This window comes from Castellaniella sp., from assembly GCF_041677825.1.
Classification (GTDB): Bacteria; Pseudomonadota; Gammaproteobacteria; order Burkholderiales; family Burkholderiaceae_B; genus Castellaniella.
Window position 1 is genome coordinate 127,157 of record NZ_JBAYPG010000003.1, and the last position, 25,530, is coordinate 152,686.

Here is a 25,530-nt window from a genome sequence, read left to right on the forward strand (position 1 = left end):
TGCAGATCGGCGGCCCCTGTCCGGTGGCCGCCGATCTGCAATGAAGCGGGTGCCGCAGGCACCCTCGCGGCACGCTTACTGCAGGGTACGCTCGAACACGAAGTGCTCGCCATCCCAGTCGACCGGCACCACGTCTCGCGGCCCGAACTTGCCTTCGAGGATCAGGCGGGCGACCGGATTCTCGATATGCTGCTGGATGGCCCGCTTGAGCGGCCGCGCACCAAACACCGGGTCATAGCCGGCACGCGCCAGTTGGCTGATTGCCGCATCGGTCACCTCGAGGCGCATGTCCTGCTGGGCCAGACGCTCGGCCAGACGCTCGATCTGGATACGGGCGATGGGCTCGATATGGGTGGCATCCAGGCCATGGAACACCACGATTTCATCGATCCGGTTCAGGAACTCGGGCCTGAAGGCGGTTTTCAGCTCGTCGCGTATCACTTCCTTGACCACCTCGTAGGGTTGATCGGCCATGTTCTGGATCTGCTGCGAACCGATGTTCGAGGTCATGATGATCACCGTATTGCGAAAATCGACCGTACGCCCCTGGCCATCGGTCAGGCGGCCATCATCGAGCACCTGCAGCAGCACATTGAACACATCGGGGTGCGCCTTTTCGACTTCGTCGAGCAATATCACGCTGTAAGGCTTGCGGCGCACGGCTTCGGTCAGATAGCCGCCCTCTTCGTAGCCCACGTAACCCGGGGGCGCGCCAATCAGGCGCGCCACGGAGTGCTTCTCCATGAACTCACTCATGTCGATGCGCACCAGGTGCTGGTCGGAATCGAACAGGAAACTGGCCAGGGCCTTGGTGAGCTCGGTCTTGCCCACGCCGGTGGGCCCCAGGAACAGGAACGAACCATACGGCCGACTGGGGTCGGACAGCCCGGCGCGCGACCGACGGATCGCTTCGGACACCAGCCGGACGGCTTCATCCTGCCCCACCACCCGTTCATGCAGAACAGCTTCCATGCCCAGCAGCTTGGCGCGCTCGCCCTGCATCATGCGCGACACGGGAATGCCCGTGGCACGTGACACGACTTCGGCGATTTCTTCGGCCCCCACCTGGGTACGCAGCAGCCGCGGCTGCTCGGCATCCACCGCCTGGGCGCTGGCCTCGGCCGCATGCAGGCGGGCCTCGAGCTCGGGCAGGCGCCCATATTGCAGCTCGGCCAGCTTGTCGAACTGACCCTTGCGCTGCAATTCGGCCATCTGGGCCCGCACGTGGTCGATTTCTTCCTTGACCGCCTGGGACCCCTGAACCGCGGCCTTCTCGGCCTTCCAGATTTCCTCGTAATCGTTGTATTCGCGCTGTAGATCGGCCAGTTCATCCTCAATGGCCTTCAGGCGCCGCTCGGAGGCCTCGTCCTTGTCTTTCTTGACCGCCTCGCGCTCGATCTTCAGTTGGATGATGCGCCGGTCGAGCCGATCCATGACCTCGGGCTTGGAGTCGATTTCCATGCGGATGCGGGCCGCCGCCTCATCGATCAGGTCGATGGCCTTGTCGGGCAGGAAGCGATCGGTGATATAGCGATGCGAGAGTTCGGCGGCCGCCACGATGGCCGGATCGGTGATCTGCACCCCATGGTGCAGTTCGTAGCGCTCCTGCAGGCCACGCAGGATGGCAATGGTGGATTCCACGTCGGGTTCGTCGACCAGCACCTTCTGAAAACGCCGTTCGAGTGCCGCATCTTTTTCGATGTACTGGCGATATTCGTCCAGCGTGGTGGCCCCCACACAGTGCAGTTCACCGCGCGAGAGCGCCGGCTTGAGCATGTTGCCGGCGTCCATGGCACCCTCGGCCTTGCCGGCCCCGACCATGGTGTGCAGTTCATCGATGAAGACGATGCTGCGCCCGTCGTCCTGGGCGAGTTCCTTGAGCACCGCCTTGAGCCGCTCTTCGAATTCACCGCGATACTTCGCCCCGGCCAGCAAACCGGCCAGATCGAGCGTGAGCACCCGCTTGCCCTTGAGCGTCTCGGGCACTTCGCCATTCACAATGCGTTGTGCCAGGCCTTCGACGATGGCCGTCTTGCCCACGCCCGGCTCACCGATCAACACCGGGTTGTTCTTGGTACGCCGCTGCAGGATCTGGATGGTGCGGCGAATTTCGTCGTCACGCCCGATCACCGGGTCGAGCTTGCCTTCACGAGCCCGTGCCGTGAGATCGAGCGTGTACTTCTTGAGGGCCTCGCGCTGGTCTTCGGCATCCGGATCGGACACCGATGCGCCGCCACGCACGGCCTCGATGGCAGATTCAAGCGCCTGGCGCTGCAGGCCGGCCTCGCGCAGCGCACGCCCCACCTCGCCCTTGTCGTCTGCCAGGGCCAGCAGATAGAGTTCGCTGGCGATGTATTCGTCGCCCCGCCGGGCGGCTTCCTTGTCGGTACGGGTCAGCGCCGTCTGCAGGTCGCGGCTGATCTGCACATGACCCTGTGTGCCCTCGACGGTGGGCAGGGCCTTGAGCTGGCGCTCGAGTTCGGCCTGCAGACGCGGCACAGCCACGCCGGCACGGGCCAGGAGGCTGGCGCTGCCATGGTCGGCATTGGTCAGCAGGGCCAGCAGGCCATGCACGTTCTCGATATAAGCGTGGTCGTTGCGCGCGGCCAGGCTTTGCGCATCGGCCAGCGCCTGCTGGAACTTCGTCGTCAGTTTTTCTAGTCGCATTTGGAATATCCCTTCACTGGGAGAGGGCATCACGCCCGGATAATCAACAGATCGGGGCAAACCAGGCCAATTTCAAGCCGGCGAACTTGACCCAACTCAAGAAATAAAGGAAATGCAACGCTTGCGCCAGGCATTCCACCGATTCAGGGTTAACCCCATGGTACAGTGGCCGAAACTTGTCTTTCCACGCCATCATGCCATCCGCATCATCCCGAAAAGACCAGCAGGACTGGGACCCCCGGGCTCCCGAAGTTCTGGCCGATCCGATCACGGCCTATGACCACATGCGCCACCAGTGTCCGGTGGCCTACAGCGATTACCTGCACCATTCCGTCTTCCGACACGCCGATGTGCTCGCGATCCTGAACGACCACGAGCGTTTCAGCAGCCAGGCTTCCAGCCACGTGTCCGTGCCCAACAGCATGGATCCGCCCGAGCACGACGCGTGGCGCGCCCTCATCGACCCGTACTTCAGTGCGGCCCGCATGGCCGAATTCGAGCCTGAATGCCAGCGTATCTGCCACGGGCTGGTTCGGGCATTGCCCCGCAATGGCGTGATCGAGGCCATGTTCGATCTGGCCCATCCATTCGCGCTGCGCACCCAATGCGCCTTCATGGGCTGGTCCGAAGCGCTGCACGAACCGCTGCTCGAATGGATCTACCGCAAGAACGCGGCCACGCTGTCTGCCAGTCGGGCTCAGATCGCTGCGGTGGCCATGGAGTTCGACGACACCATACGCGGCATCCTGCAGGCCCGGCGTGCACTGGGTGATCAGGCCCCCGACGACGTCACCGGGCGCCTGATGGGCGAAACAATCCACGGGCGACCGGTCACCGAAGACGAAATCGTCAGCATCCTGCGCAACTGGACCGTGGGCGAACTGGGCACCATGGCATCCAGCGTGGGCATCATTGCCCACTATCTGGCCGGACACCCCGAGTTGCAGGATCAGCTGCGCCAGAATCCAGCGCTGGTACGTGCGGCCAATGATGAAATCCTGCGCATCCATGCACCACTGATTGCCAACCGCCGTACGCCCACCTGCCCAGTGCAGCTGGGCGACCGGACCATCCAGGCGGGTGAACGCATCACAGTGATCTGGGCCTCGGCCAACCGCGACGAAGCCGTATTCGGCGACCCTGATGAATTCCGTCTGGATCGCGATCCCGCCCTGAACCTGCTGTATGGGGCTGGCATCCACGCCTGCCCCGGGGCGCCCCTGGCACGGCTCGAAATCGAGACCATGATTCAGTCCTTGCTCGCAGGCACCCGGGCAATCGAACGCGTGCCCGGACACGACGCCCTGCCGGCTGTCTACCCGGCCAGCGGCTATCGCCAGGCCCCCTTGCGCCTGCACCACTGATGATGCACGTCAAGGCAGGCTGATCCCGGGTTCGTCCGGCGCCCTGCACAGCTATCCTGGCTTGCGATACCGGCATCGTCACACAGCCCCTGCAGGGGCCGATCGTCCAGTGGCAAGGTGGCTTGTCGGGCGGCAAGGGTGTTGGCAAGGGCCTTACAATGCAGGCATGAACGATACCGACCCCACAGACGATCCGCGTCCCTGCCCACCCGAAGAGCCCGACCTGAACGCTTGCTGCGGCAACGGTTGTACGCCCTGCGTGTTCGATATCTGGGCAGAAGAAAAGCGCGCCTGGGAAAAAGCCGTGCAGAACTGGGAATCACGCCAGCGATCCCGCCTGAAAACCGTGTCGGACATAGGGTTCTGAGGGCCCGCAAGGGCTGCGCCTTCCTATAATCCAGGGCACCTTTTTTCATTACAGGATGCGCATACCGTGGCCTCAGACTCCATCCCCATGTTTGCTGAAAACACCTACCCGCTCGATGCCCGCGGCATCGCCAAGCGGTTCCGGCATGCCGCCATCTTTGGTGCGCTGTCCGCGCTGCAGCCAGGCGAAACCATGCGTTTCTGCAACGATCATGATCCCCTGCCCCTGCTGCAGCAGCTCAGGAATCATTTCGGTGCCAGCATCGAATTCGAGTATCTCGCGCGCAACCCCGGCGAAATCGTCATCGATTTCCATATCCTGCCATAGGGCCTGCGCCCTGCCCCGGCCCCTGACACATTCCAGAACCGCGTCAGGGACCGGGCTGCATGCCGGGCATCGTCCCGGCCTCCCGGCCGGCGACCCACTCGGCCAGCGCACGGCTGGAGGCGCCTGCCGCAAGCCGGGGCATGTCATCCCGGTGCATGCGATCCAGTGATCCAGTATTTGTGGCACACGCTCTTCAGGCGTCGGGTGCCAGGCGCTGGCGCGACACGCGTGACCGCCCTTGTATGGCCTGATCGCGATTCCACCTGGCCGTGCGCCTGATACCACAATCTTTGCCTCTTTTCCATCAGTATTTCTGCTATATTACATACTGACCAGTCGGTCGTCCACAAGGATCACTTCATGGGGGTACGCATGCCGGCGCCAGGCGCTTGCGGCACGGCCCGCACTGCGTGCGTTGAATGCACAGGATATTCTGGATGAACATACGCCCGAGGACCGCACGATCCATCGCCATACTGGCCCTGCTGGGGGTGGCAGCCTGGTTCGCCTGGCGCCATTGGAATGGCGCCGACACCATGGCAGGATTCGTCATGGGCAACGGCCGCATAGAGGCCACCGAGATCGACGTGGCGACCAAGCTGCCCGGGCGGCTGGCTGAAGTGCATGTGCGCGAGGGCGACTTCGTACGCGCCGGTGACGTGCTGGCGCGCATGGACATGGGCTCGCTGCACGCAGCTCGCAAAGAGGCCGAGGCGCACCATGCACAGGCACGGCATGGCGTTGCCACGGCGCGGGCCCAGGTGGCCCTGCGCGAAAGTGATCGACGCGCAGCCCAGGCTGTGGTCACACTGCGCGAAAGTGAACTGGACGCGGCGCAGCGGCGTCTGAACCGGTCCGAGACGCTGGCACGCAAAGGCGCATCCTCCCTTCAGGAACTCGATGATGACCGGGCCCGGGTGCGCGGCGCCGAAGCCGCCATTGCAGCCGCCCAGGCCCAGGCCGACGCCGGCCTGGCGGCCATACAGGCAGCCCAGGCCCAGGTGACGGGTGCCGAAGCGCAGGTGGCTGCGGCAGCGGCCAGCATTGCGCGCATCGACGCCGACCTGCAGGACGCCGAATTGCGCGCCCCGCGCGACGGACGGGTGCAGATCATCACGGCCAGAGCCGGTGAGGTGCTGGGCGCCGGGGGCCGCATTCTGAACCTGCTCGATCTGGCCGACGTCTACATGACGTTTTTCGTGCCCGAAACCGAGGCCGGGCGCATCGCGCTGGGCAGCGAAGTCCATATCGTGCTCGATGCGGCACCCGGGTACGTCATTCCGGCCCAGGTTTCGTTCGTGGCGAGCCAGGCCCAGTTCACCCCCAAAACCGTGGAAACCGCCAGCGAGCGCCAGAAGCTCATGTTCCGGGTGCGCGCCCAGTTGCCTGCGGCCCTGTTGCGTCGCCATATCGAGCAGGTCAAGACGGGCGTGCCCGGCGTGGCCTGGCTCAAACTCGATGCACAGGTGGCCTGGCCCGAGTCCCTGATGGTCACCGAATCGCTGCTGATCGACCCCGAGGGCTGAGGCGACATCATGCAAGCCTCCGGAAACGCGCTGCCCCCCGTGATCCGGCTGCGCGATGTGCGGCTGCATCATGGCCGGGTCGTGGCGCTCGCTGGCATCGACCTGGACTTGCCCGGTGCCTGCACGGTCGGGCTGATCGGCCCCGACGGCGTAGGCAAGTCCAGCTTGTTGTCGCTGCTTGCGGGCGCACGCCAGATCCAGGCGGGCCTGGTCGAGGTTCTGGGCGGCGATATGCGCCAGTCGGCCCATCGCCGCCAGGTGGGGCCACGCATCGCCTACATGCCCCAGGGGCTCGGGCGCAATCTCTATCCCACACTGTCGGTCGAAGAAAACCTGCAGTTCTTCGGGCGCCTGTTCGGGCATGACCCGGACGAACGGGCACGCCGCATCGCCATGCTCACCCGGGCCACCGACCTGCAGGCCTTCCTGCACCGGGCCGCCGGCAAACTCTCGGGGGGCATGAAGCAGAAGCTCGGATTGTGCTGCGCATTGATCCATGATCCGGATCTCCTGATCCTGGATGAGCCCACCACGGGCGTGGACCCGCTGGCACGGGCCCAGTTCTGGGATCTGATCGCCGGCATCCGCGGTCAACGCCCCGGCATGAGTGTGGTGGTGGCAACAGCCTACATGGACGAAGCCCAGCACTTCGACTGGCTGGTGGGCATGGACGATGGACGCATCCTCGCCACTGGAACGCCGGCCGAACTGCTGCGGCGCACCGCAAGTTCATCGCTCGAATCGGCCTTCATCGGTCTGCTGCCCGAGCACAAGACGCGCGACCACAGCGCAGTGATCATTCCACCGCTGCAGGTGGATGAGCAGGACATCGCCATCGAGGCGCGCGACCTGACCATGCGCTTTGGCGACTTCGTCGCGGTCGACCACGTCAGCTTTCGCATCCGCCGCGGCGAGATCTTCGGATTCCTGGGCTCCAACGGCTGCGGCAAGACCACCACCATGAAAATGCTCACGGGTCTGCTGCAGCCCAGTGAAGGCCAGGCCTGGCTGTTCGGCCAGGCGATCGACGCCGCAGACCTGGCCACCCGCCGCCGGGTCGGTTACATGACACAGGCGTTTTCCCTGTACGGTGAACTGACCGTGCGCCAGAACCTGGTCCTGCATGCCCAGTTGTTCAGCGTCCCCGACGCCGACATTCCGGAGCGGGTGCATGAGATGATGCAGCGCTTCGGCCTGGCCGAGGTCACTGACAGTCTGCCGGGCCAGCTGCCACTGGGCATGCGCCAGCGCCTGTCACTGGCCGTCGCCATGGTGCACCGCCCTGAACTGCTGATCCTGGACGAACCCACGTCCGGGGTCGATCCGGTGGCCCGCGACGCATTCTGGCAGCTGCTGGTCGAACTCTCGCGACGTGATCAGGTCACGATCTTCATCTCGACCCACTTCATGAACGAGGCCGAGCGCTGTGACCGCATGTCCATGATGCATGCAGGCCGGGTACTGGACAGTGACACGCCAGCCCGGCTGGTGGCAAAGCGCGGCGCCCGGTCGCTCGAAGAAGCCTTCATCGGCTACCTGCTCGAGGCTGCAGGCGAAACCGGCACCCTGCCGGCGACCACCAGCGGGCATGCACCGGCGCCCATCGGCACCGCACACGCCCACCACCCACTCGGCGCGCACCGCCAACGCAGCGCATTCAGCCTGCAGCGCATGCTGGCCTGGCTGTGGCGCGAGACGCTCGAACTGCAACGCGACCCCATCCGGGCCACGCTGGCACTGGCGGGCTCCGTTCTGCTCATGTTCGTGATCGGCTTCGGTATCAGCATGGACGTGGAAGACCTGCGCTATGCGGTTCTGGACCACGACCAGACCACGCTGAGCCGCGACTATGCGCTGCAGCTGTCCGGTTCCCGATATTTCATCGAGCAGCCGGCGATCATCGATCATGCCGACCTGGACAGGCGCATGCGCAGCGGCGAACTGATGCTGGCCCTGGAGATCCCCGAAGGCTTCGCACGCGATGCGCTGCGCGGCCGCAACGTGCAGATCGGGGCCTGGGTGGATGGCGCCATGCCCCAGCGGGCCGAGACGGTGCAGGGTTACGTACAGGGCATGCACCAGTACTGGCTGGCGGGCAAAGTGGCCGAGCGCGTCGGGAATCCGCCCATGGCGGCCCACATCGAAACCCGTTTTCGCTACAACCCGGATGTGCAGAGCCTGCCGGCCATGGTGCCTGCCGTGATTCCGGTCCTGCTCCTGCTCCTGCCGGCCATGCTCGCGGCGCTGGCTGTGGTGCGCGAAAAAGAGACCGGTGCCATCATCAACCTGTACGTCACGCCCACCACGCGCACCGAGTTCCTGATCGGCAAGCAACTGCCTTACGTCGCCCTGGCCCTGCTCAACTTTCTGATCATGAGCGTCCTGGCGGTGACGATATTCGATGTGCCCGTCCGCGGCAGCTACCCGACACTGCTGCTGGCTGCGCTCATCTTCAGCATCGCATCGACGGGTATGGGCCTGCTGGCCTCATCGGTCACCAGGAGCCAGATCGCCGCACTGTTCATCACCATGATTGCGACCCTCGTGCCCGTGACGCAGTTTGCCGGTCTGATCGATCCGGTGCCGGCACTCGAAGGCGTGGGCCGATGGATCGGCGAGGTGCATCCGGCGACCCACATGATCACTATCAGTCGGGGCGTATTCAGCAAGGCCCTGGGGTTCGGTGACCTGCCCGATGCGTTCCGTACGATGACGCTGTCCATACCGGTGATCCTGGGCCTGGCCATCGCATTGCTCAGAAAGCAGGAGCGCTAGATGCGGACGCTTTCGCTGACCAACATCCGGCGACTGGGCGTCAAAGAGCTCTGGAGCCTGTGGCGCGACCCCATGATGCTGGTGCTGATCCTCTACGTGTTCACCGTGGCTGTCCATACGGCAGCCACCGCGATGCCCGAGACGCTGCACAACAGCCCGATCGCCATCGTGGATGCCGACGACACGCCGCTGTCGCGGCATATCGTCGCGGCGTTCCAGCCACCGCAATTCGTCTGGCCGGCGATCATTTCGATGAACGACATGGATCCGGCCATGGATCAGGGGCTGTACACGTTTGCGCTCCAGATCCCGCACGGTTTCCAGCGCGACGTTCTGGCGGGCCGCAACCCTGCCGTGCAGCTGAATGTCGATGCCACGCGCATGAGCCAGGCGTTTTCCGGCAGCAACGCAGTGCAGCAGATCGTGATGGGTGAAATCGATGCATTCATCGAACGACAGCGCGGTGAGCGCGTACAGCCCATCGAACTGGTCCTGCGCTACCGGTTCAACCAGACTCTGGACAAAGGCTGGTTCGGCAGCCTGATGCAGGTCATCAACTACATCACCATGCTGTCCATCATCCTGACGGGCGCGGCCTTGATCCGCGAGCGCGAGCACGGCACGATCGAGCACCTGCTGGTGATGCCCGTCACGCCCACCGAAATCATGCTCTCGAAGATCTGGTCGATGGGCCTGGTGGTCCTGGTGGCGTCTGCCCTGTCCATCCATCTGGTTGTGCGCGGCCTGCTGGGCGTACCCGTAGAAGGTTCATTGCCGCTGTTCTTTGCCGGTGCGGCCCTGTGCCTGTTCGCAACCACCTCGATGGGCATTTTCATGGCGACGATAGCGCGCAACATGCCGCAGTTCGGCATGCTGCTGGTGCTCATCCTGCTGCCCCTGCAGATGCTCTCCGGTGGCTTTACGCCGCGCGAGAACATGCCGGATCTGGTCCGGCACATCATGCTGCTGGCCCCTACCACCCACTTTGTCGAACTGGGCCAGGCCATCCTCTACCGGGGTGCCGGCATCGACGTGGTCTGGAGGCCATTCGCGTGGCTCCTGGCCATAGGCACCACGCTGTTCATGCTTTCTCTGGCGCGCTTCAGAAAGACCATCAGCCGGATGGCCTGAGCCGTGCACAAAGGAATCCCCGAAACCACCCCAATTGGCCGACAATACGGGTTCCATCACCCACAGACACCGCCATCCCAACCTCAGAGCCCATGACTGACACCCCCTCATCCGCAGCCGCAGCCAGCCCGCAGCCACAGGCCCTGCGCGGCATCGCCAGGCTGATCGCCCACGTCCGTGGCCAGCCGGCGATCCGGACCGCCATCGTCCATCCCTGCGACCTGCTCAGCCTGGGCGGCGCACTCGACGCCTGCGAGGCAGGGGTCATCGAGCCCGTTCTGGTGGCACCACAGGCGAGGCTGCAGGCGGTCGCCTCGGAAGCCGGTCTGGATCTGTCCGGTCTGCGCATCGTCGACGTGCCCCACAGCCATGCGGCCGCCGCAACCGCGGTGCAGATGGCCGCGCGCGGCGAAGTGGAAGCCCTGATGAAAGGCAGCCTGCACTCGGATGAACTGCTGGCCGCGCTCATCGCACCGCAGAGTGGCCTGCGCACCGAACGGCGCATCACCCACTGCTTCGTGATGGAAACGGCCGCCTACCCGCGTCCTTTCATCATCAGCGATGCCGCCATCAACATCGCCCCCACGCTCGAGATCAAGGCGGACATCGTGCGCAATGCGATCGATCTGGCCCACGCGATCGGGGTCCCCGAGCCCAGGGTCGCCATCCTGGCGGCCGTGGAAACCGTCAATCCACGCATGCGATCCACCCTCGATGCGGCCGCGCTGTGCAAGATGGCCGATCGGGGCCAGATCACGGGCGGGATTCTCGATGGCCCGCTGGCCTTCGACAATGCCGTCTCACCCGAAGCGGCGCGGGTGAAAGGCATCCAGTCAGCGGTGGCCGGGCACGCCGACATCCTGATCGTGCCCGACCTGGAAAGTGGCAACATGCTGGCCAAGCAACTTGAATACATGGGGCATGCCGACAGTGCGGGTATCGTGATGGGCGCGCGGGTACCCGTGGTGCTGACCAGCCGCTCGGACTCCCGCCGTTCGCGCCTGGCCTCTTGTGCAATCGCGCAACTGCTGGCCCTGCGCTATCGGAGCACACCACCATGACACCCCTGATTCTTGTGCTGAACTGCGGCTCCTCGAGCATCAAATTTGCGCTGTTCGAGACGGGCACAGCACCCATTGCCCGCGAGGCATCGATGCACGGCAAGGTCGACGGCATAGGTGGCCCACAACCCACCTATGGCGATTCACGCCAGGGTACGGATGCGGTCGTGCTGGACGCCGCGCGCCCGTATCATTCAGCCCTCGCCCTCATCCACGCCCGCGTTCGGTCCTGCCTGTCGGATGCGCAGCGGATTGCCAGCGTGGCACACCGCGTGGTGCATGGCGGCAGCAAATATTTTGCACCCGTACGCCTGGATGCCCAGGTGCTGGCCGACCTGAAAAGCTACATCCCGCTGGCCCCGCTGCACCAGCCCTTCGCACTCGAGGCCATCGAAGAACTGTTCAGGATCGAACCCGCCCTGCCACAGGTGGCCTGTTTCGATACGGCGTTTCACCGGACCCAGGCCCCCATCGAACAGATGCTGGCGCTGCCATGGTCGGTCTGGGAACGCGGTGTGCGACGCTACGGCTTTCATGGGCTTTCGTACGAATACATGAGCCACGCCCTGCCTGAACGGCACGGTGAACTGGCCAGCGGCCGGGTGATCGTGGCCCACCTGGGCAACGGTGCCAGCCTGTGCGCGTTGCAGGGGCTCGAAAGCGTGGCGACCACCATGGGGTTTTCGGCACTGGATGGCCTGATGATGGGCTCGCGATGCGGTTCGATCGACCCGGGGGCCGTCATCTACCTGATGCAGATCGAACAGCTCTCACTGGATGAAGTCGCGCACATGCTCTACCACGACTCGGGCCTGCGAGGCGTCTCCGGCGTATCGGCTGACCCGCGCGACCTGCTGCCCCTGGAAGACACCCACCCACAGGTGCGTACCGCGCTGGCCCTGTACGTACGCCGCATCGTACGCGAGATCGGTGCGCTGACCGCCGTGCTGGGCGGGCTGGACCTGCTGGTCTTCACGGCAGGCATCGGCGAGCACAGTGACGTGCTGCGCGCCCGCGTCTGCCAGGATCTGGAATGGCTGGGCGTACGCATCGACCCCCAGGCCAATGCCCGCCATGCGGCGGTGATTTCCACAGCCGACAGCCCAGTGGTCGTCGGGGTCGAAAAGACCAACGAAGAATGGATCGCTGCCTGGCACAGCGCACAGCTGCTGGCCGCTGCCGCCTGACTCTTCTAGCCCTTCACGAAACCCGGCCTGGGCAGCCGGCCGCGCAGTTCGCCGAGCACATCGGCCAGCACCCGCCGCGGCTGGAACACCACCATGTCGATCGAATCCAGGGTGTTCTTCACCATGAGGCCCAGTTCCGTATCCCCTTCAATGACCAGACGGCGGCTGAAGAACAGGGTATCGGGGTCTTCCTGGCGCTGCAGCAGGCAGTAGAAATCCCAGGCCGTCGCCCGGAAGACGAGATCGGGCTCTGCTGCCTGCCCCCGCAAGGCGCGGAACGCCCCATTGTGCCAGGTGTAGTCGAATCGCAACCCGGCATCGGCCACCTCGATGCGCAGCTGGCGCTGCTCGAGCCGCAACAGGGTATCGGGATGCAGGTGGCGCGCAAGAATCAGGTTGAGCCCGGTGACGAAGAGTACCGAACCCGGATAGCGGGGCAGGTGGCCCAGTACCCGCTCGAGAGTCTGGGGCACACGATACGCCGGTGTGGAAGTGGTTTGCATGATCATCGTTCTCCGGGAAAATATCAGGCAAATGCTGGCCCGCTGCGTGCCTGGTCTGATCCAGCGGCCTGCCGGCTGCCGGCTCAGGCCGCGGAAGCCGCCCGGGGTTGAACCATATCCAGCCCCGGGCGACCATGCCAGTAGCCGTTACAGGGCCCCTTGGGCATCAGCGGTACCAGTTGCCCATGCGCCTGGCCAGCCGCCTGCTGGCCATCGAGCACGGCGCGGAAGGCGCGCACGACTTCATCCATGCCCTGCGACTGCGGGCTCAGGCGGATGACGTCGACCCCCAGGGCAGACAGGTCTTCGAGTTCATGGATCAGCGTGTACGTGAGCGCCGATTGCGTCTGGATCCCGTTGATGGTGAGAAAGGCTTCGGATTCGCGGGTTTCAAGCAGCAGGCCGTCGGGGTATTCCATGCACACGTACTGGCAATTGTCCTTCGGGAAATTGCGGTTGCGCGCCGTGAAGCAGCGGGCCGAAAAGGCCAGCGGCATGCGCCCGTAGGCAAACACTTCGGTCTGCAGGCCGGCCGGCCGGTCGGCCTGCAGCTGCGCCAGCCCCGCGCGCCCCATTTCGAGCGGCATCACCCAGCGTACAGCCCCTTGTGCGGCCATGACGTCGAGCGTGGGCTTGCTGTAGATGTTCAGGAACGGCCCGGCCACGAAAGGGCTGCCCTGCATGCGGTGCACCGCCCCCATGTCGTTGGCTTCGACCGCAAATTGGGCGTTTTCGGTGATCCGGTACAGGGTCTTGAGTTCCTGGCCGGATTCGAGCAGTACCTGGGTGGAGAGGACGGGCGTCTTGCCGGCCTCGGCCAGCATGCCGGCAATCTCGAACCAGTCGGGCAGGCGCAGTTCATGCCGGCGCGAGCAGACTGTTTCGCCCAGATAGACGATATCCACCGGCCAATCGGCCACGGCGGCGTAGAACTCGAGTGTCGTCACCCGAGGCCAGTAATACTGCAGCGGCCCCAAAGCGATTTTCATGATGATGCCTTCCAGGTTATTTCCAGGGCCGGTGATAGGCCCCGAGGGTGTGTTGCTGGCCTTCGGCCACCTTGTTGAGTTCGGCCATCCATGCGGGATGCACCGAATAGCGCGCCTGGCTGGCACGGGCCGAATCGATGGCCTGGCGCCAGACCTGCGTGACCTGTGCGACATAGGCCGGGCTGCGCTGGCGGCCTTCGATCTTGATGGCGCGCACCCCCATGGCCATGAGCCTAGGCAGCAGTTCGAGCGTATTCAGGCTGGTGGGTTCCTCGAGCGCATAATAGGTTTCACCAGCGACGTCGAAGCGCCCTTTGCACAGGGTTGGATAGCCCGCATTCTCGCCTTCTTCGTAGCGGTCGATGAGCACACCGTTGAGCCGGGAGTCGAGCCCCTGCGGGGTCTGCTGCCAGCGCACATGCCGGGCAGGCGAACACACACCATGCGTGTTGGGGGATTCGCCGGTGGCGTATGAAGACAGCGCACAGCGCCCTTCGACCATCACGCACAGGCTGCCAAAGCCGAACACTTCGATCTCGACTGGCGTGTTTTCACAGACCTGCTGGACCTGAGCCACCGAAAGCACACGGGGCAGCACCGCCCGGGCCACGCCGAAATGCTCGTGGTAGAACTGGATGGCCTCGTAGTTGGTGGCCGAACCCTGTACCGAGAGGTGCAGACGCAAGCCCGGATAGTGTCGACTGGCATAGGCCATGAGCCCGGGGTCGGCCACGATGAGCGCATCGACACCGGCTTCGGCCGCACGGTCGACCGCCTGGCGCCACACCTGCCAGGCATCGGGCTGCGGATACGTATTCAGGGCCAGCAGGACCTTGCGCTGGCGCGCATGGGCGTAGCGGATGCCTTCGGCAATGGCGGCCTCATCGAAATTCAGGCCGGCAAAATTGCGCGCATTGGTGGCATCGCGAAAACCCAGGTAGACGCAGTCGGCCCCGTGATCGACCGCGGCCCTGAGCGCTGGCAGGCTGCCGGCCGGGCAGACCAGCTCGAAACGGGAATCATCGTGGTGGTGGATCACGCCGGGGCGTGTACTGGCAGAAACTGGCATGGGGCACATCCAAAAAAACTGCGGCTGAAATGACGGTCTGGAAAGGCGCGACCACTGCACGCAACGGAAGCACCCACACGGGCCGCCTGGGCAGATGGCCATTTCTCCGGATCATCAGCTACTATGCCTGTTGCTGGAGAATTTCTCCTTAATCCGGATCAAGAATCACGCAATCCATTCCCATGACAGCCCCTGATCTCACCCTGGATGTGCGCGGTCTGTCGGCGCCGCAACCGCTCGAACAATGCCTCGAGGCCCTGACTGGGCTCGAGCCCGGGCAGCAATTGCACATGCTGATCGATCGCGAGCCCTGGCCCCTGTTCAATATTCTGGAACGCGATGGCTACGAATACTGCTGCACCTTCGAGGAGACCCACTTTCAGGTTTCCATCTGGCACGCCTGAGCCATGCAGCGCGCCCTGGATTTCGACAAGACACCCGCACTGGGCGTGCCACTGCCCTTTTTGCTGAATGTCCCGCTGTTCGCATTGCTCGCCGGCCTGCTGGCCACCTGGGCCGGGCCCGAGGCGCTGGCCTCACGCTGGTCGGGTACCACGCTCGCCCTGACCCATCTGTGGACGCTGGGGATACTGGGCAGTGCGATGCTGGGGGCGCTGCTGCAGATCCTGGCAGTCGCCTGCAATGTGCCCACCCCCGGGATCCGGTTGCTGGTACGCTGGGTCCACCCCCTGCTGACCACCGGCACATTGCTGCTGGCAGCCGGCTTCCTGTGGTGGTGGTCGACAGCCTGGATCTCGGCCGTCCTGTTTCTGGCCAGCGCGTTCGTTCTGTATCTGGGCACCGTAGCCTGGGGCCTGTGGCGGCATCGACAGCACGTATATCGCGGCGCCCGCGAGATCCTGGTGCCAGTGCGCGGGGCCCTGGCTTCGCTGGCGCTGGCCGTACTGCTGGGGGCGTCCCTGGCCACCGCGCTGGGCTTGAGCCTGGCGCTGCCAGACTGGCTCGGCAGCCATGTGCTCTGGGGCCTGGCGGGCTGGGGCGGCTTGCTGTTGATGGGCATGACGTTCCAGCTGCTGCCCATTTTCCAGGTGACCGAAATCTACCCCAGGCCCATGACGCGCTGGATGCCCCTGCTGGTGCCCATCCTGCTGCTGGCCTGGAGCGCACTGGAGGCCACCGACGGCCTGCCCCGCCTGATGCGCGAAGCGGTCGAGCTGATCCTGCTGGCAGCATACGTACTGTGGGGGGCCACGACGCTGCAGCGCCTCTGGACCCGCAAGCGCCCGACCCCCGAAGCCACCACGCTGTTCTGGTATGTGAGCATGCTGTCGCTGCTCGCCTGCGCCCCCCTGTGGATCTGGCTGACCCATGGCCACGGCACGCAGGCCTCACTGGTGCTGGGGGTGGCCATCATCGTGGGCGTGCTGGGTTCGGCGGTCAATGGCATGCTGTACAAGATCGTGCCCTTCCTGCTCTGGAAGCACGCCCAGGATTCGATCAGCGGGCCCAATCGCGATCCCGCCATGGCGCGCGTCTACCTCAAGGTATTGCCCAAGATGGCCACGTACATCGGTGAGACCGCAGCGCGCACGCAGTGGGCTGCCCACCTGGCGATGACCCTGTGCTGGCTGCTGGCCGCCGCCGGCTGGCAGGCGGCACGCCATGCCGCCGGACCCCTGCTGATCGTGTCCGCCCTGCTGCTGGCGTTCAACCTGGGCCGGGCCCTGCTGAGATATCGGCGCGCCCTGCGTGCCGTGGCTGAAGCGGCAGCAAGCCACGCGCGTCAGCCGTTGTAGTTGCGCAGGCCCTGGGCGTCGATGATGGTGTATTCGCGACCGCGCACCCGCAGCAGGCCCTTGTCGCTCATGTCGCGCAGCAGGCGTGAAAAATGCTCGGGCGAGAGATTCAACCTGGAGGCCATCACCGCCTTGCCGATTTCGATCCGAAACGCCTCCCCCACCGCGCCGCGCGACTCTTTCAGCAGCCACGAGACGAGCCGCTGCGGAGCCGACTTGAGCGTATAGGCCTCGACATCGGCCATCAGGTTGTAAAGCCGCGAACTGAGCCCGGCCAGCATCCTGCGCGCAATACGGGGATCACGATCGAGCTGTTCGAACAAGGCGTCACGCCCCACGTGCAGAAGCAGGGAATCCCGCAGGGCAACGGCCGTCACGATGTAGTCCTTGCCCATGAACATCAGCGCCTCGCCAAAGCCGTCACCCGGGCCGATCAGGCGCACGACCCGTTCAGCCCCGCTGCTGGATACAAACAGCAGTTTCACCAGGCCGTACATCACCACATGAAAGCCGACACACGGGTCGCCCCGCTGGAAAATCACCTCGTCGCGAGCCACCTTGATTTCTGTGGTGCCCGCCACGATGGGCTGCAAGGCCTCGGCGGACAGTTCATTGAACAAAGGAACCTGCGCGAGCAGGGCCGCCATCCTTTTTTCCTGCTTGCGCTGCTCGGCCGACCCCAGTGCCATCGCCGGCGCGGACTTGCTAGAATCCACTGAACCATGATCCGCACCCTGTACACCGTGCTGGGGTCGATGGCCCTGGGCCTGGGGGTGCTGGGGATTTTCCTGCCCCTGCTGCCCACGACCCCCTTCCTCTTGCTGGCGGCCTTCTGCTTTTTGCGCGGCTCGCCTCGCATGCATGCCTGGCTGATGTCGCATCGTGTCCTCGGTCCGTATATCCGCGACTTCCAGGAGGGGCGCGGAATCCCCCTGCAGAGCAAGTGCATCGCCATGGCACTGATGTGGCCTTCACTGGCCGTGTCGGCCTGGATCATGCCGGTGGCCTGGGCCCGCTGGCTTTTGCTGATACCCGGCGTGGCCGTCAGCATTTATCTGTGGCGCCTGCCCACGCGGGCGGCCAGCGCCGATAGTACACGACCGGCCACCCCGCGCAGTGACGAATCACCCCCCGATCAGATCAGCCGCGAGTAGGTCGCCACGCGCGGCCGGCCCACGTACTGGTCGAACACCATGGCCAGCGCGCGCACAAAGACACGCCCCTTGGGCAAGACCCGCAAGCCCTGGTCATCGATCGTCAGCAGGCCCGATTGCACCTGCGGCGCAAGCCGCTCGAGCTCGGCCGCAAAATGTTCGACAAATGACAGGCCGTGCATGCGTTCGAAACGCGTGAAATCGATCGGCATGCTGCACATGATGGCCATGATGACCTCGCGCCGCAACGCATCTTCAGGGCTCAGATCAAACCCCTTGGCCGTGGGCAGCACACCATGCGTGACCTGCTCAGTATAGGCGTTGAGCGAATGATGGTTCTGCACGTAGGCATTGCCGATCTTGCCGATGGCCGAAATACCGAAGCCGATGAGATCGCATTCGGCGCGGGTCGTATAGCCCTGGAAATTGCGGTGCAGGCCCAGATTGAGCCGGGCCTGGTTGAGTTCGTCTTCCGGCCGGGCAAAGTGATCTAGACCGATGTACACGTATCCGGCATCGAGCAGGCGCCTGACCGACATGAGAAAGATCTGCAGCCGAGTATCCGCCGAGGGCAGATCTTCGGTGCGGATGAGCCGCTGTGATTTGAAGCGGTCGGGCAGGTGGGCATAGTTGTACAGCGCGATGCGGTCGGGCAGCAGTTCGATCAACTGGTCGAGCGTACGCCCAAAACTGGCCAGGGTCTGTTTCGGCAGCCCGTAGATCAGGTCGGCGTTCACGGACTGGAAGCCGTTGTCGCGGCTGGCCTGAAGGGCCGCGCGCACCATCTCGTAGGGCTGGATCCGATTGACCGCGGCCTGTACGTCGGGGTCGAAATCCTGTACGCCAAAACTGGTGCGATTGAAACCCAGCCCGGCCAGCATGGCCAGGGAATCGGGTGTCACCGTGCGCGGATCGATCTCGACCCCCAATTCGGCGTCGGCAGAAAACTCGAAGTGACGGCGCAGCTGAACCATCAGGCCCTCGAGCTCGGCTGCGCTCAGGAAGGTGGGGGTTCCACCCCCCAGATGCAATTGCACCGCCTGCCGGTGCACCCCGAGATGGGCATCGAGCAGGTCCATTTCTTGATACAGAACCTGAAGATACTCGGCCGACCGGCTGTGGTCGCGGGTAATGATCTTGTTGCAAGCGCAAAAATAGCACAGGGATTCACAGAACGGCAGATGCACGTACACCGACAGCGGCACGGCCTGAGCTGCCGTGGCCCGCTGCGCCAGGTGTCCGATGTAGCGTTCGGGCGGATAGCCCTGCTCGAAGCGATCGGCCGTCGGATATGAGGTATAGCGGGGCCCGGACTGATCGAAGCGGCGAATCAGCGCCTCGGAGATTTCCAGATCGGCAAAGGCATCGACCGGGGCACCCGACGTATCGGCAGCAGCAAGAGAGGACATACCAGAATTTCCCAGGCAAGTATGCACACATCGTACACGTGCGGGCAGCACGCATGCATACGCCTGCCACGCGACTGCAGCGCGTGTGAAATGCCTCATTGTCGTGCATCGCCACTCACCTGGGTAGCCTGATGGGCGCAGAGATTGATCCAGGTCAAACGGCATCTTCGCGTATCATATTCGCCTGGCATTCCCCACTGACGTCCCCCACCGCGTACAAGCCGATCCATGCTTCTGACCCTGATTCTGGCCATCCCCTTTGCCGGCAGTCTGTGTGCAGCCCTGCTGCCCGCAAGAGCCAGGCGAGCTGGGGCATGGCTCGCCGGGGGCAGTGCCCTGCTGTGTCTGCTCCTGGCCGTGACCCTCACGCCGGCCCTGGCCGACGAAGGGGTCATCAAGCTGAGCGTGCCGTGGATTCCGCTGCAGGGGGTCGACCTGACGCTGCGCATGGATGGCTACGCATGGCTGTTCGTCGTGATCATTTCAGCGCTGGGTGGCTTGATCGCGCTGTACGCCCATTACTATCTGTCGGCCGATGATCCGGCCCCGCGCTTCTTTGCGTTCCTGCTGAGTTTCATGGGTGCCATGCTCGGGGTGGTGCTGGCGGGCAACCTGATCCAGCTGCTCGTGTTCTGGGAACTCACCAGCCTTTCGTCCTTCATGCTGATCGGCTATTGGTCGCACCGCATGGATGCCCGTCGTGGCGCCCGCATGGCCCTGCTGATCACGGGCAGCGGCGGCTTCTGCCTGCTGGCCAGCATGCTCATCATCGGCCATATCGTGGGCAGCTATGATCTGGACGCCGTCCTGGCAGCCGCCCCGCTCATCCGCAACCATCGCTGGTATCCGATACTGCTGGTGCTTCTGGCCCTGGGGGCCCTGACCAAAAGCGCGCAATTTCCCTTTCATTTCTGGCTGCCCAACGCCATGGCAGCCCCCACGCCCGTATCGGCCTACCTGCATTCGGCCACCATGGTGAAGGCCGGCGTCTTTCTGCTGGCCCGCTTCTGGCCGATTTTTTCCGGTACCGACTGGTGGACCTGGATCATCGGCGGCGCCGGGCTGTGCTCGCTGCTGCTGGGTGCCTATGCCGCGACCTTCCAGCGCGACATGAAGGGGGTACTGGCCTACTCGACCATCAGCCACCTGGGGCTGATCACGCTGCTGCTCGGGATGAACAGCCGCCTGGCTCTGGTTGCGGCGATCTTCCACATCATCAACCATGCCACGTTCAAGGCCTCACTGTTCATGGCTGCGGGCATCGTCGACCACGAAAGCGGGACTCGCGACCTCACGCGGTTGTCGGGCCTGCGCAGGGCCATGCCCCTGACGGCCACGCTGGCCATGGTGTCGGCCGCGGCCATGGCCGGCGTTCCCCTGCTGAACGGCTTTCTGTCCAAGGAAATGTTCTTTGCGGAAACCGTGTTCATCACGGGGCACTGGGCCACACGCTGGGGTCTGGCCACGGCGGCAGTCATTGCAGGTGCATTCAGCGTGGCCTATTCGCTGCGTTTCATCCTGCAAGTGTTCTTTGGGCCACCCGCCACTGATCTGCCCCGGGTGCCGCACGACCCCGACCGCAGGATGCTGATCCCCTGCGCCATCCTGGTGCTCATCTGCCTGGCCATCGGCATTGCGCCTGGGGTGTTCGTCAAGCCAGTGCTCGAACTGGTCATGCACGCCCTGCTGGGCGAGCGGGTGCCCGCCTTCAACCTGCAACTGTGGCATGGCATCAATCTGCCGCTGCTCATGAGCCTGATCGCCACCGGCGGCGGCATACTCATCTACGCCGCCCTGCGCGGCCACGACAGGCGCAAACCCGGACAGGTGCCATTCATCTACCGTTTCGACGGCCGGCAGAGCTTCGAACTCTGGCTCGAGGCGCTGGATGCCGGCTCGGCCCGGCTGATGCAGTGGCTGCAGACCCAGCGCCTGCAGCCGCAGGTCCTGCTGCTGATTCTCTGCACCCTGGCCGTAGGCGTCCTGCCGCTGCTGCAGTCGTCCGTATGGTTCAAGGGCAGCCAGTCCACGCCAGCCCAATGGTCCTTTGCCCTGATGTGGCTCGCGGGCAGTGCCTGTGCGCTGAGCGCCGCGTACCAGGCCAAGTATCACCGCATTGCATCACTGATGCTGGCCAGTGCCGCCGGCCTGGTCACCGGCATCACCTTTGCCTGGCTCTCGGCCCCCGACCTGGCGCTCACCCAGCTGACTGTCGAAGTGGTCACCACGATCCTGATCCTGCTCGGTTTGCGCTGGCTGCCGCCCCGCATCGAAGAGTTTCCCGGCCCGACCCGCCAGCGTACGCTGTGGCGCCGGCGCCGCGATTTCCTGGTCGCCGTCCTGGCCGGTGCGGCGATGACGCTGCTGGCCTGGGTCATGATGACGCGACCGGCCGCCCAGCACAGCATTGCCCACTATTTTGTCGAACAGGCCTGGCCCCTGGGGGGCGGGGCAAATGTCGTCAACGTCATCCTGGTCGACTTCCGCGCCTTCGATACTTTTGGCGAAATCACCGTGCTGGGCATCGTGGCGCTGAGCGTATACGCCCTGCTGCGCCGCTTCCGTCCCCCGGCAGAAACCATTACGGCCCCCTTGCGGCACCGCAGCCGCGATGCCAAGACCGTGCACTTCGAAGAACCCGACATCCTTGCGCCCCTGCCGTATGGCCTGATGCGCATCCCCGCCGTGCTGGTCCGCCTGCTGTTGCCGGTCACCACAATGATCTCGCTGTATTTCCTCTTCCGTGGGCACAATCTGCCAGGTGGCGGTTTTGTCGGTGGCCTGATCATGGCCACGGGCATCATCCTGCAGTACATGGTCGGCGGGATACTCTGGGTCGAGGCCCGGCCCCTGATCCGACCCCAGGCCTGGATCGCCCTGGGGCTGTTGCTGGCCGGGCTGACCGCCATGGCGGTCTGGTGGACGGGTCAGCCACTGCTGGCATCATCCCATCTCGACCTCGATCTGCCCTGGATCGGCAGCGCGCATCTGTCCAGCGTGCTGCTCTTCGACCTGGGGGTCTACATGCTGGTCGTCGGCGCGACCGTACTGATGATCATCGCCCTGGCCCACCAGTCGCTGCGCTTCTACCGGCAACTGGCCGAGACGGACATGGGGAACTGAACATGGAATGGATACTGGCACTGGCGATTGGCGTGCTGGCCGGCTCGGGGGTCTGGCTGCTGCTGCGTCCGCGGACCTTCCAGTTCATCATGGGGCTGGTGCTCATGGCCTATGCCGTCAACCTGTTCATTTTTGCCATGGGGCGGCTGCGTCTCGACGCGCCACCCGTGATCGATCCCGAGTGGGCTGATCCAGCGCTGTATGCCGACCCGCTGCCGCAGGCACTGGTGCTCACAGCCATTGTCATCGGCTTCGCCACCACCGCACTCTTTCTGGTGGTGCTGCTCGCTTCGCGCGGGATGAGTCATACGGACCACGTCGATGGCGAGGAACACCAGCCATGAATCCATGGTTCGACAACCTGCCGGCATTGCCAGTCCTGCTCCCGTTGCTGACTGCCGCGCTCATGTTGCTCACGCGCGACAATCAGCGGCCGGTGCGCGTCATGCTGGGTGCGGTCTCGCTGGGGCTGCAGGTGCTCGTGGCCCTGGCGCTGATTCGTGCCACACAGGGCATTGGCCGCCCCGCGTGGCCCGACGGGGTGGGGGTTTATCTGCTGGGCAACTGGCCAGCCCCTTTTGGCATCGTGCTGGTTGCAGACCGCCTATCAGCGCTGATGCTCGGGCTGTCGGCCGTGCTGGGCACCTGCGCCTGGGTCTACGCCACAGCGCGCTGGGATCGGGCGGGCCGGCATTTTCACCCTTTGTTCCTGCTGCAGATGATGGGCTTGAACGGCGCGTTTCTGGCGGGCGACCTGTTCAACCTGTTCGTCTTCTTCGAAATCCTGCTGACGGCATCATATGGTCTCATGCTGCACGGCTCGGGCAAGCAGCGCGTCGGCGCCGCGCTGCACTACATCGCCGTCAACCTGATCGCCTCATTTCTGCTGCTCATTGCCATTGCCCTGATCTACGGCCTGACGGGCACCCTGAATCTGGCCGACCTGGCCGTTCAGGTCCAGCAACTCAACCAGGCCGATCGGCAGCTGTTCGACAGCGCCGCGGCCATCCTGGGCGTGGCGTTCCTGATCAAGGCAGCGGCCTGGCCCCTGAATTTCTGGCTGCCCAATGCCTACGCCGAAGCCTGTGCTCCGGTCGCTGCGCTGTTTGCCATCATGACCAAGGTCGGCATCTACGCCCTGCTGCGCATCGGTTCGCTGCTGCTGCCCGCCGACGCACCGGCGGCCTTCGGTGGCGCATGGATGTTTCCTGCCGGCATTGCCACCCTGATCTTCGGCACCCTGGGCATGCTGGCCAGTTCCCAGGCGCGACGCATTGCCGCATATGCCGTGATCACGTCATCAGGCACCCTGTTTGCCGCCCTGGGCATGCCGGGTGCGACACTGACAGGCCCTGCGCTGTACTATCTGCTCAGTTCCGTACTCGGCCTCGGGGCGCTGTTCCTGCTGCTCGAACTCACCGAGCGCAGCCAGTCTTTCGGGGCCGACATGCTGGCCATCACCCAGGAAGCCTTTGAAACCGATGAATCCGACGACACCAGCCTGTCGGAACAGGTGGTCGGGGTGCCCTTTCCGGCCGCCATGGCCTTTCTGGGCCTGAGTTTCTTTGCGTGCGCACTGATCGTGGTCGGGCTGCCCCCGCTCTCAGGATTCGTGGCCAAATTCTCCCTGTTGTCAGCGGCCCTGCGCACTGCTGAATATGGCGCACCGGACTTCAACGTCTGGCTGCTGGTGGCCGTGATGCTGGCCTCGGGCATGGCCAGCCTGCTGGCCTTCGTCCGCAGCGGCATCCGCCTGTTCTGGATACCGGAAGACCTGCGCGTGCCCGCCTTGCGCCTGAATGAAGCCATGCCCATCCTGGTGCTCATGCTGGCAGCCATCGCATTGACGCTGCGTGCGGGCTCGGTGCTCGACTATCTGGAAGATACCGCCTGGTATCTGAACGAGCCCATCCGCTACACGCACGCGGTACTGGATACAGGCCTGAAGAACAGCAAGCCCACCCGCCTGCCATCGGCCGACGGAACCACGGGGCTGCCATGAAACGATGGTCTGGCACCCTCTTTCTCACCGCGCTGCTGCTCATCCTGTGGCTGGTGCTCAATGACGGCCTCGAACGCGGGCAGATCGCACTAGGCCTGGTCATCGCGCTGGTACTCAGCCTGCTCGCCCCCATCCTGCGGCCAGTGCGTGCGCACCCGGCAAGGCCGTTCCTGGGCATGCGTCTGATCGTTCAGGTCGCCATCGACATTGCACGCTCGAACTGGGAGGTCGGTCTGCGCATCCTGCACGGCCAGCGCTCACTGGCCTGCCCCGGTTTTCTCGATATCCCGCTGCGGATGCACGATCCGCACGGCATGGCCGCGCTGGCCTGCATTGTCACGTTCACGCCAGGCACCGTGTGGGCCGGCCACGATCCTGAAACAAACATCCTGACTCTGCATGTCCTGGACCTGCACGACCCGCAGGGCCTGACACGAATCATCCAGAATCGCTACGAAGGGCCGCTGATGGAGATATTTGAATGAGCGCATTTCTACTGTACTGGGCGGCAGCCCTTGCACTGCTGTGCTTCACGCTGGGCCTGGCCTGCGCAGCCATCCGCCTGCTGCGTGGCCCCAGCGCCGAAGACCGTATCCTGGCATTGGACACCATGTACATCAACGGCATGCTGATCCTGCTCGTGCTCGGATTGCGTTTCGAGGCCGGGCTGTATTTCGACGTCGCGCTGCTGATTGCGCTGTTCGGCTTCGTGGGATCCGCTGCCCTGGCGAAATTCCTGTTGCGCGGCGAGGTGATCGAGCCATGAACGCGCTGCCCCTCTGGGCTGCACTGCTGGTGTCTGCCCTGCTGATCACCGCCGGTCTGGTCACCCTGATCGGATCCCTTGGCCTGTTGCGCCTGCAGACCTTCAGGGAGCGGATGCACGCCCCCACCATGGGCATGACGCTGGGCGCATTCTGCGTGGCGCTGTCGGCCACCGTAGTGGCCAGCCTCCTGCAGCAGCGACCCATATTCCATGAGTGGCTCATTTGCCTGTTCCTGATCCTGACCTCGCCGGTCACTGCCATTCTTCTGATGCAGAGTGCCCGGCAACGACGCAATCGGCCTGGAAAAGATTCGTGACAATCAGCCTGCGAGAGACCCCGTATACTGATGCCT

23 protein-coding genes are annotated in these 25,530 nt (G+C 64.4%); 17 read left to right on the plus strand and 6 right to left on the minus strand.

Going from position 1 to position 25,530, the window contains the following annotated elements; all coding sequences use genetic code 11:
• Window positions 1-75: 75 nt before the first annotated feature.
• Entirely contained in the window at window positions 76-2,667 is a 2,592-nt protein-coding gene (gene clpB, locus WCY17_RS02490; RefSeq protein ID WP_372700585.1) for an ATP-dependent chaperone ClpB, read from the minus strand.
• A gap of 194 nt (window positions 2,668-2,861) precedes the next feature.
• Here clpB and WCY17_RS02495 point away from each other — a divergent pair, with 194 nt between their 5' ends.
• The 8 genes from WCY17_RS02495 (at window position 2,862) to WCY17_RS02530 (ending at window position 12,405) form a co-directional block, all read left to right on the plus strand.
• Window positions 2,862-4,031, plus strand: a complete 1,170-nt coding sequence (locus WCY17_RS02495; protein ID WP_372700586.1) for a cytochrome P450 — start codon at window positions 2,862-2,864, stop codon at window positions 4,029-4,031.
• A 166-nt stretch (window positions 4,032-4,197) separates the two neighbouring features.
• Window positions 4,198-4,398, plus strand: coding sequence for an oxidoreductase-like domain-containing protein (locus WCY17_RS02500; RefSeq protein WP_372700587.1), 201 nt, complete (start codon window positions 4,198-4,200; stop codon window positions 4,396-4,398).
• 87 nt (window positions 4,399-4,485) lie between these two features.
• Entirely contained in the window at window positions 4,486-4,725 is a 240-nt protein-coding gene (locus WCY17_RS02505; protein WP_372700588.1) for a DUF2249 domain-containing protein, read from the plus strand.
• A 437-nt stretch (window positions 4,726-5,162) separates the two neighbouring features.
• Window positions 5,163-6,251 carry an HlyD family secretion protein gene (locus WCY17_RS02510; RefSeq protein WP_372700589.1) on the plus strand — a complete coding sequence of 363 codons (1,089 nt, stop codon included), beginning with the start codon at window positions 5,163-5,165 and terminating at the stop codon, window positions 6,249-6,251.
• Window positions 6,252-6,260: 9 nt separating this feature from the next.
• The gene (gene rbbA, locus WCY17_RS02515) at window positions 6,261-9,026 is read left to right on the plus strand and encodes a ribosome-associated ATPase/putative transporter RbbA (protein WP_372700590.1); all 2,766 of its coding nucleotides are present in this window, start codon (window positions 6,261-6,263) and stop codon (window positions 9,024-9,026) included.
• Entirely contained in the window at window positions 9,027-10,157 is a 1,131-nt protein-coding gene (locus tag WCY17_RS02520; protein ID WP_372700591.1) for an ABC transporter permease, read from the plus strand.
• 92 nt (window positions 10,158-10,249) lie between these two features.
• A complete protein-coding gene (locus WCY17_RS02525; protein ID WP_372700592.1) occupies window positions 10,250-11,218 on the plus strand; it encodes a bifunctional enoyl-CoA hydratase/phosphate acetyltransferase in 969 nt (322 codons plus the stop codon).
• Window positions 11,215-12,405: an acetate/propionate family kinase gene (locus tag WCY17_RS02530; RefSeq protein ID WP_372700593.1), complete on the plus strand. Its 1,191-nt coding sequence runs from the start codon at window positions 11,215-11,217 to the stop codon at window positions 12,403-12,405. Before WCY17_RS02525 ends, WCY17_RS02530 begins: the two co-directional genes overlap by 4 nt.
• Before the next feature lie 5 nt (window positions 12,406-12,410).
• Here WCY17_RS02530 and WCY17_RS02535 read toward each other — a convergent pair whose 3' ends face one another.
• The 3 genes from WCY17_RS02535 to WCY17_RS02545 form a co-directional block, all read right to left on the minus strand.
• On the minus strand, window positions 12,411-12,908 hold the full coding sequence (locus tag WCY17_RS02535) for an SCP2 domain-containing protein (RefSeq protein WP_372700594.1): 498 nt from the start codon (window positions 12,906-12,908) through the stop codon (window positions 12,411-12,413).
• 83 nt (window positions 12,909-12,991) lie between these two features.
• Window positions 12,992-13,897 (minus strand): U32 family peptidase, encoded by a 906-nt coding sequence (locus tag WCY17_RS02540; protein ID WP_372700595.1) that lies wholly within the window; start codon window positions 13,895-13,897, stop codon window positions 12,992-12,994.
• Window positions 13,898-13,913: 16 nt separating this feature from the next.
• Window positions 13,914-14,966 carry a peptidase U32 family protein gene (locus WCY17_RS02545; protein WP_372700596.1) on the minus strand — a complete coding sequence of 351 codons (1,053 nt, stop codon included), beginning with the start codon at window positions 14,964-14,966 and terminating at the stop codon, window positions 13,914-13,916.
• 182 nt (window positions 14,967-15,148) lie between these two features.
• Between WCY17_RS02545 and WCY17_RS02550 the strand changes: the two genes are divergently transcribed.
• Together WCY17_RS02550 and WCY17_RS02555 are read left to right on the plus strand one after the other, a co-directional pair.
• Window positions 15,149-15,370: a DUF2249 domain-containing protein gene (locus WCY17_RS02550; protein WP_372700597.1), complete on the plus strand. Its 222-nt coding sequence runs from the start codon at window positions 15,149-15,151 to the stop codon at window positions 15,368-15,370.
• A gap of 3 nt (window positions 15,371-15,373) precedes the next feature.
• Window positions 15,374-16,723, plus strand: coding sequence for a hypothetical protein (locus tag WCY17_RS02555; RefSeq protein WP_372700598.1), 1,350 nt, complete (start codon window positions 15,374-15,376; stop codon window positions 16,721-16,723).
• Here WCY17_RS02555 and WCY17_RS02560 read toward each other — a convergent pair.
• Window positions 16,711-17,370 carry a Crp/Fnr family transcriptional regulator gene (locus WCY17_RS02560; protein ID WP_372700619.1) on the minus strand — a complete coding sequence of 220 codons (660 nt, stop codon included), beginning with the start codon at window positions 17,368-17,370 and terminating at the stop codon, window positions 16,711-16,713. The genes WCY17_RS02555 and WCY17_RS02560 overlap by 13 nt on opposite strands.
• A gap of 75 nt (window positions 17,371-17,445) precedes the next feature.
• Here WCY17_RS02560 and WCY17_RS02565 point away from each other — a divergent pair, with 75 nt between their 5' ends.
• Window positions 17,446-17,877: a YbaN family protein gene (locus tag WCY17_RS02565; protein ID WP_372700599.1), complete on the plus strand. Its 432-nt coding sequence runs from the start codon at window positions 17,446-17,448 to the stop codon at window positions 17,875-17,877.
• Here WCY17_RS02565 and hemN read toward each other — a convergent pair.
• The gene (gene hemN, locus WCY17_RS02570; RefSeq protein ID WP_372700600.1) at window positions 17,859-19,286 is read right to left on the minus strand and encodes an oxygen-independent coproporphyrinogen III oxidase; all 1,428 of its coding nucleotides are present in this window, start codon (window positions 19,284-19,286) and stop codon (window positions 17,859-17,861) included. The genes WCY17_RS02565 and hemN overlap by 19 nt on opposite strands.
• A gap of 228 nt (window positions 19,287-19,514) precedes the next feature.
• Here hemN and WCY17_RS02575 point away from each other — a divergent pair, with 228 nt between their 5' ends.
• Genes WCY17_RS02575 through mnhG form a run of 6 tightly spaced genes read left to right on the plus strand, consistent with a single transcriptional unit; the run spans window position 19,515 to window position 25,494 of the window.
• Entirely contained in the window at window positions 19,515-22,409 is a 2,895-nt protein-coding gene (locus tag WCY17_RS02575) for a monovalent cation/H+ antiporter subunit A (protein WP_372700601.1), read from the plus strand.
• A gap of 2 nt (window positions 22,410-22,411) precedes the next feature.
• A complete protein-coding gene (locus WCY17_RS02580) occupies window positions 22,412-22,753 on the plus strand; it encodes a Na+/H+ antiporter subunit C (protein ID WP_372684546.1) in 342 nt (113 codons plus the stop codon).
• Window positions 22,750-24,411, plus strand: a complete 1,662-nt coding sequence (locus WCY17_RS02585; RefSeq protein WP_372700602.1) for a monovalent cation/H+ antiporter subunit D — start codon at window positions 22,750-22,752, stop codon at window positions 24,409-24,411. Before WCY17_RS02580 ends, WCY17_RS02585 begins: the two co-directional genes overlap by 4 nt.
• A complete protein-coding gene (locus tag WCY17_RS02590) occupies window positions 24,408-24,896 on the plus strand; it encodes a Na+/H+ antiporter subunit E (RefSeq protein ID WP_372700603.1) in 489 nt (162 codons plus the stop codon). Before WCY17_RS02585 ends, WCY17_RS02590 begins: the two co-directional genes overlap by 4 nt.
• Window positions 24,893-25,177 carry a K+/H+ antiporter subunit F gene (locus WCY17_RS02595; protein ID WP_372700604.1) on the plus strand — a complete coding sequence of 95 codons (285 nt, stop codon included), beginning with the start codon at window positions 24,893-24,895 and terminating at the stop codon, window positions 25,175-25,177. Before WCY17_RS02590 ends, WCY17_RS02595 begins: the two co-directional genes overlap by 4 nt.
• Complete coding sequence (gene mnhG / locus WCY17_RS02600; RefSeq protein ID WP_372700605.1) at window positions 25,174-25,494, plus strand: monovalent cation/H(+) antiporter subunit G; 321 nt, start codon at window positions 25,174-25,176, stop codon at window positions 25,492-25,494. The genes WCY17_RS02595 and mnhG overlap by 4 nt, the downstream gene beginning before the upstream one ends.
• The last annotated feature ends 36 nt before the right edge of the window (window positions 25,495-25,530 follow it).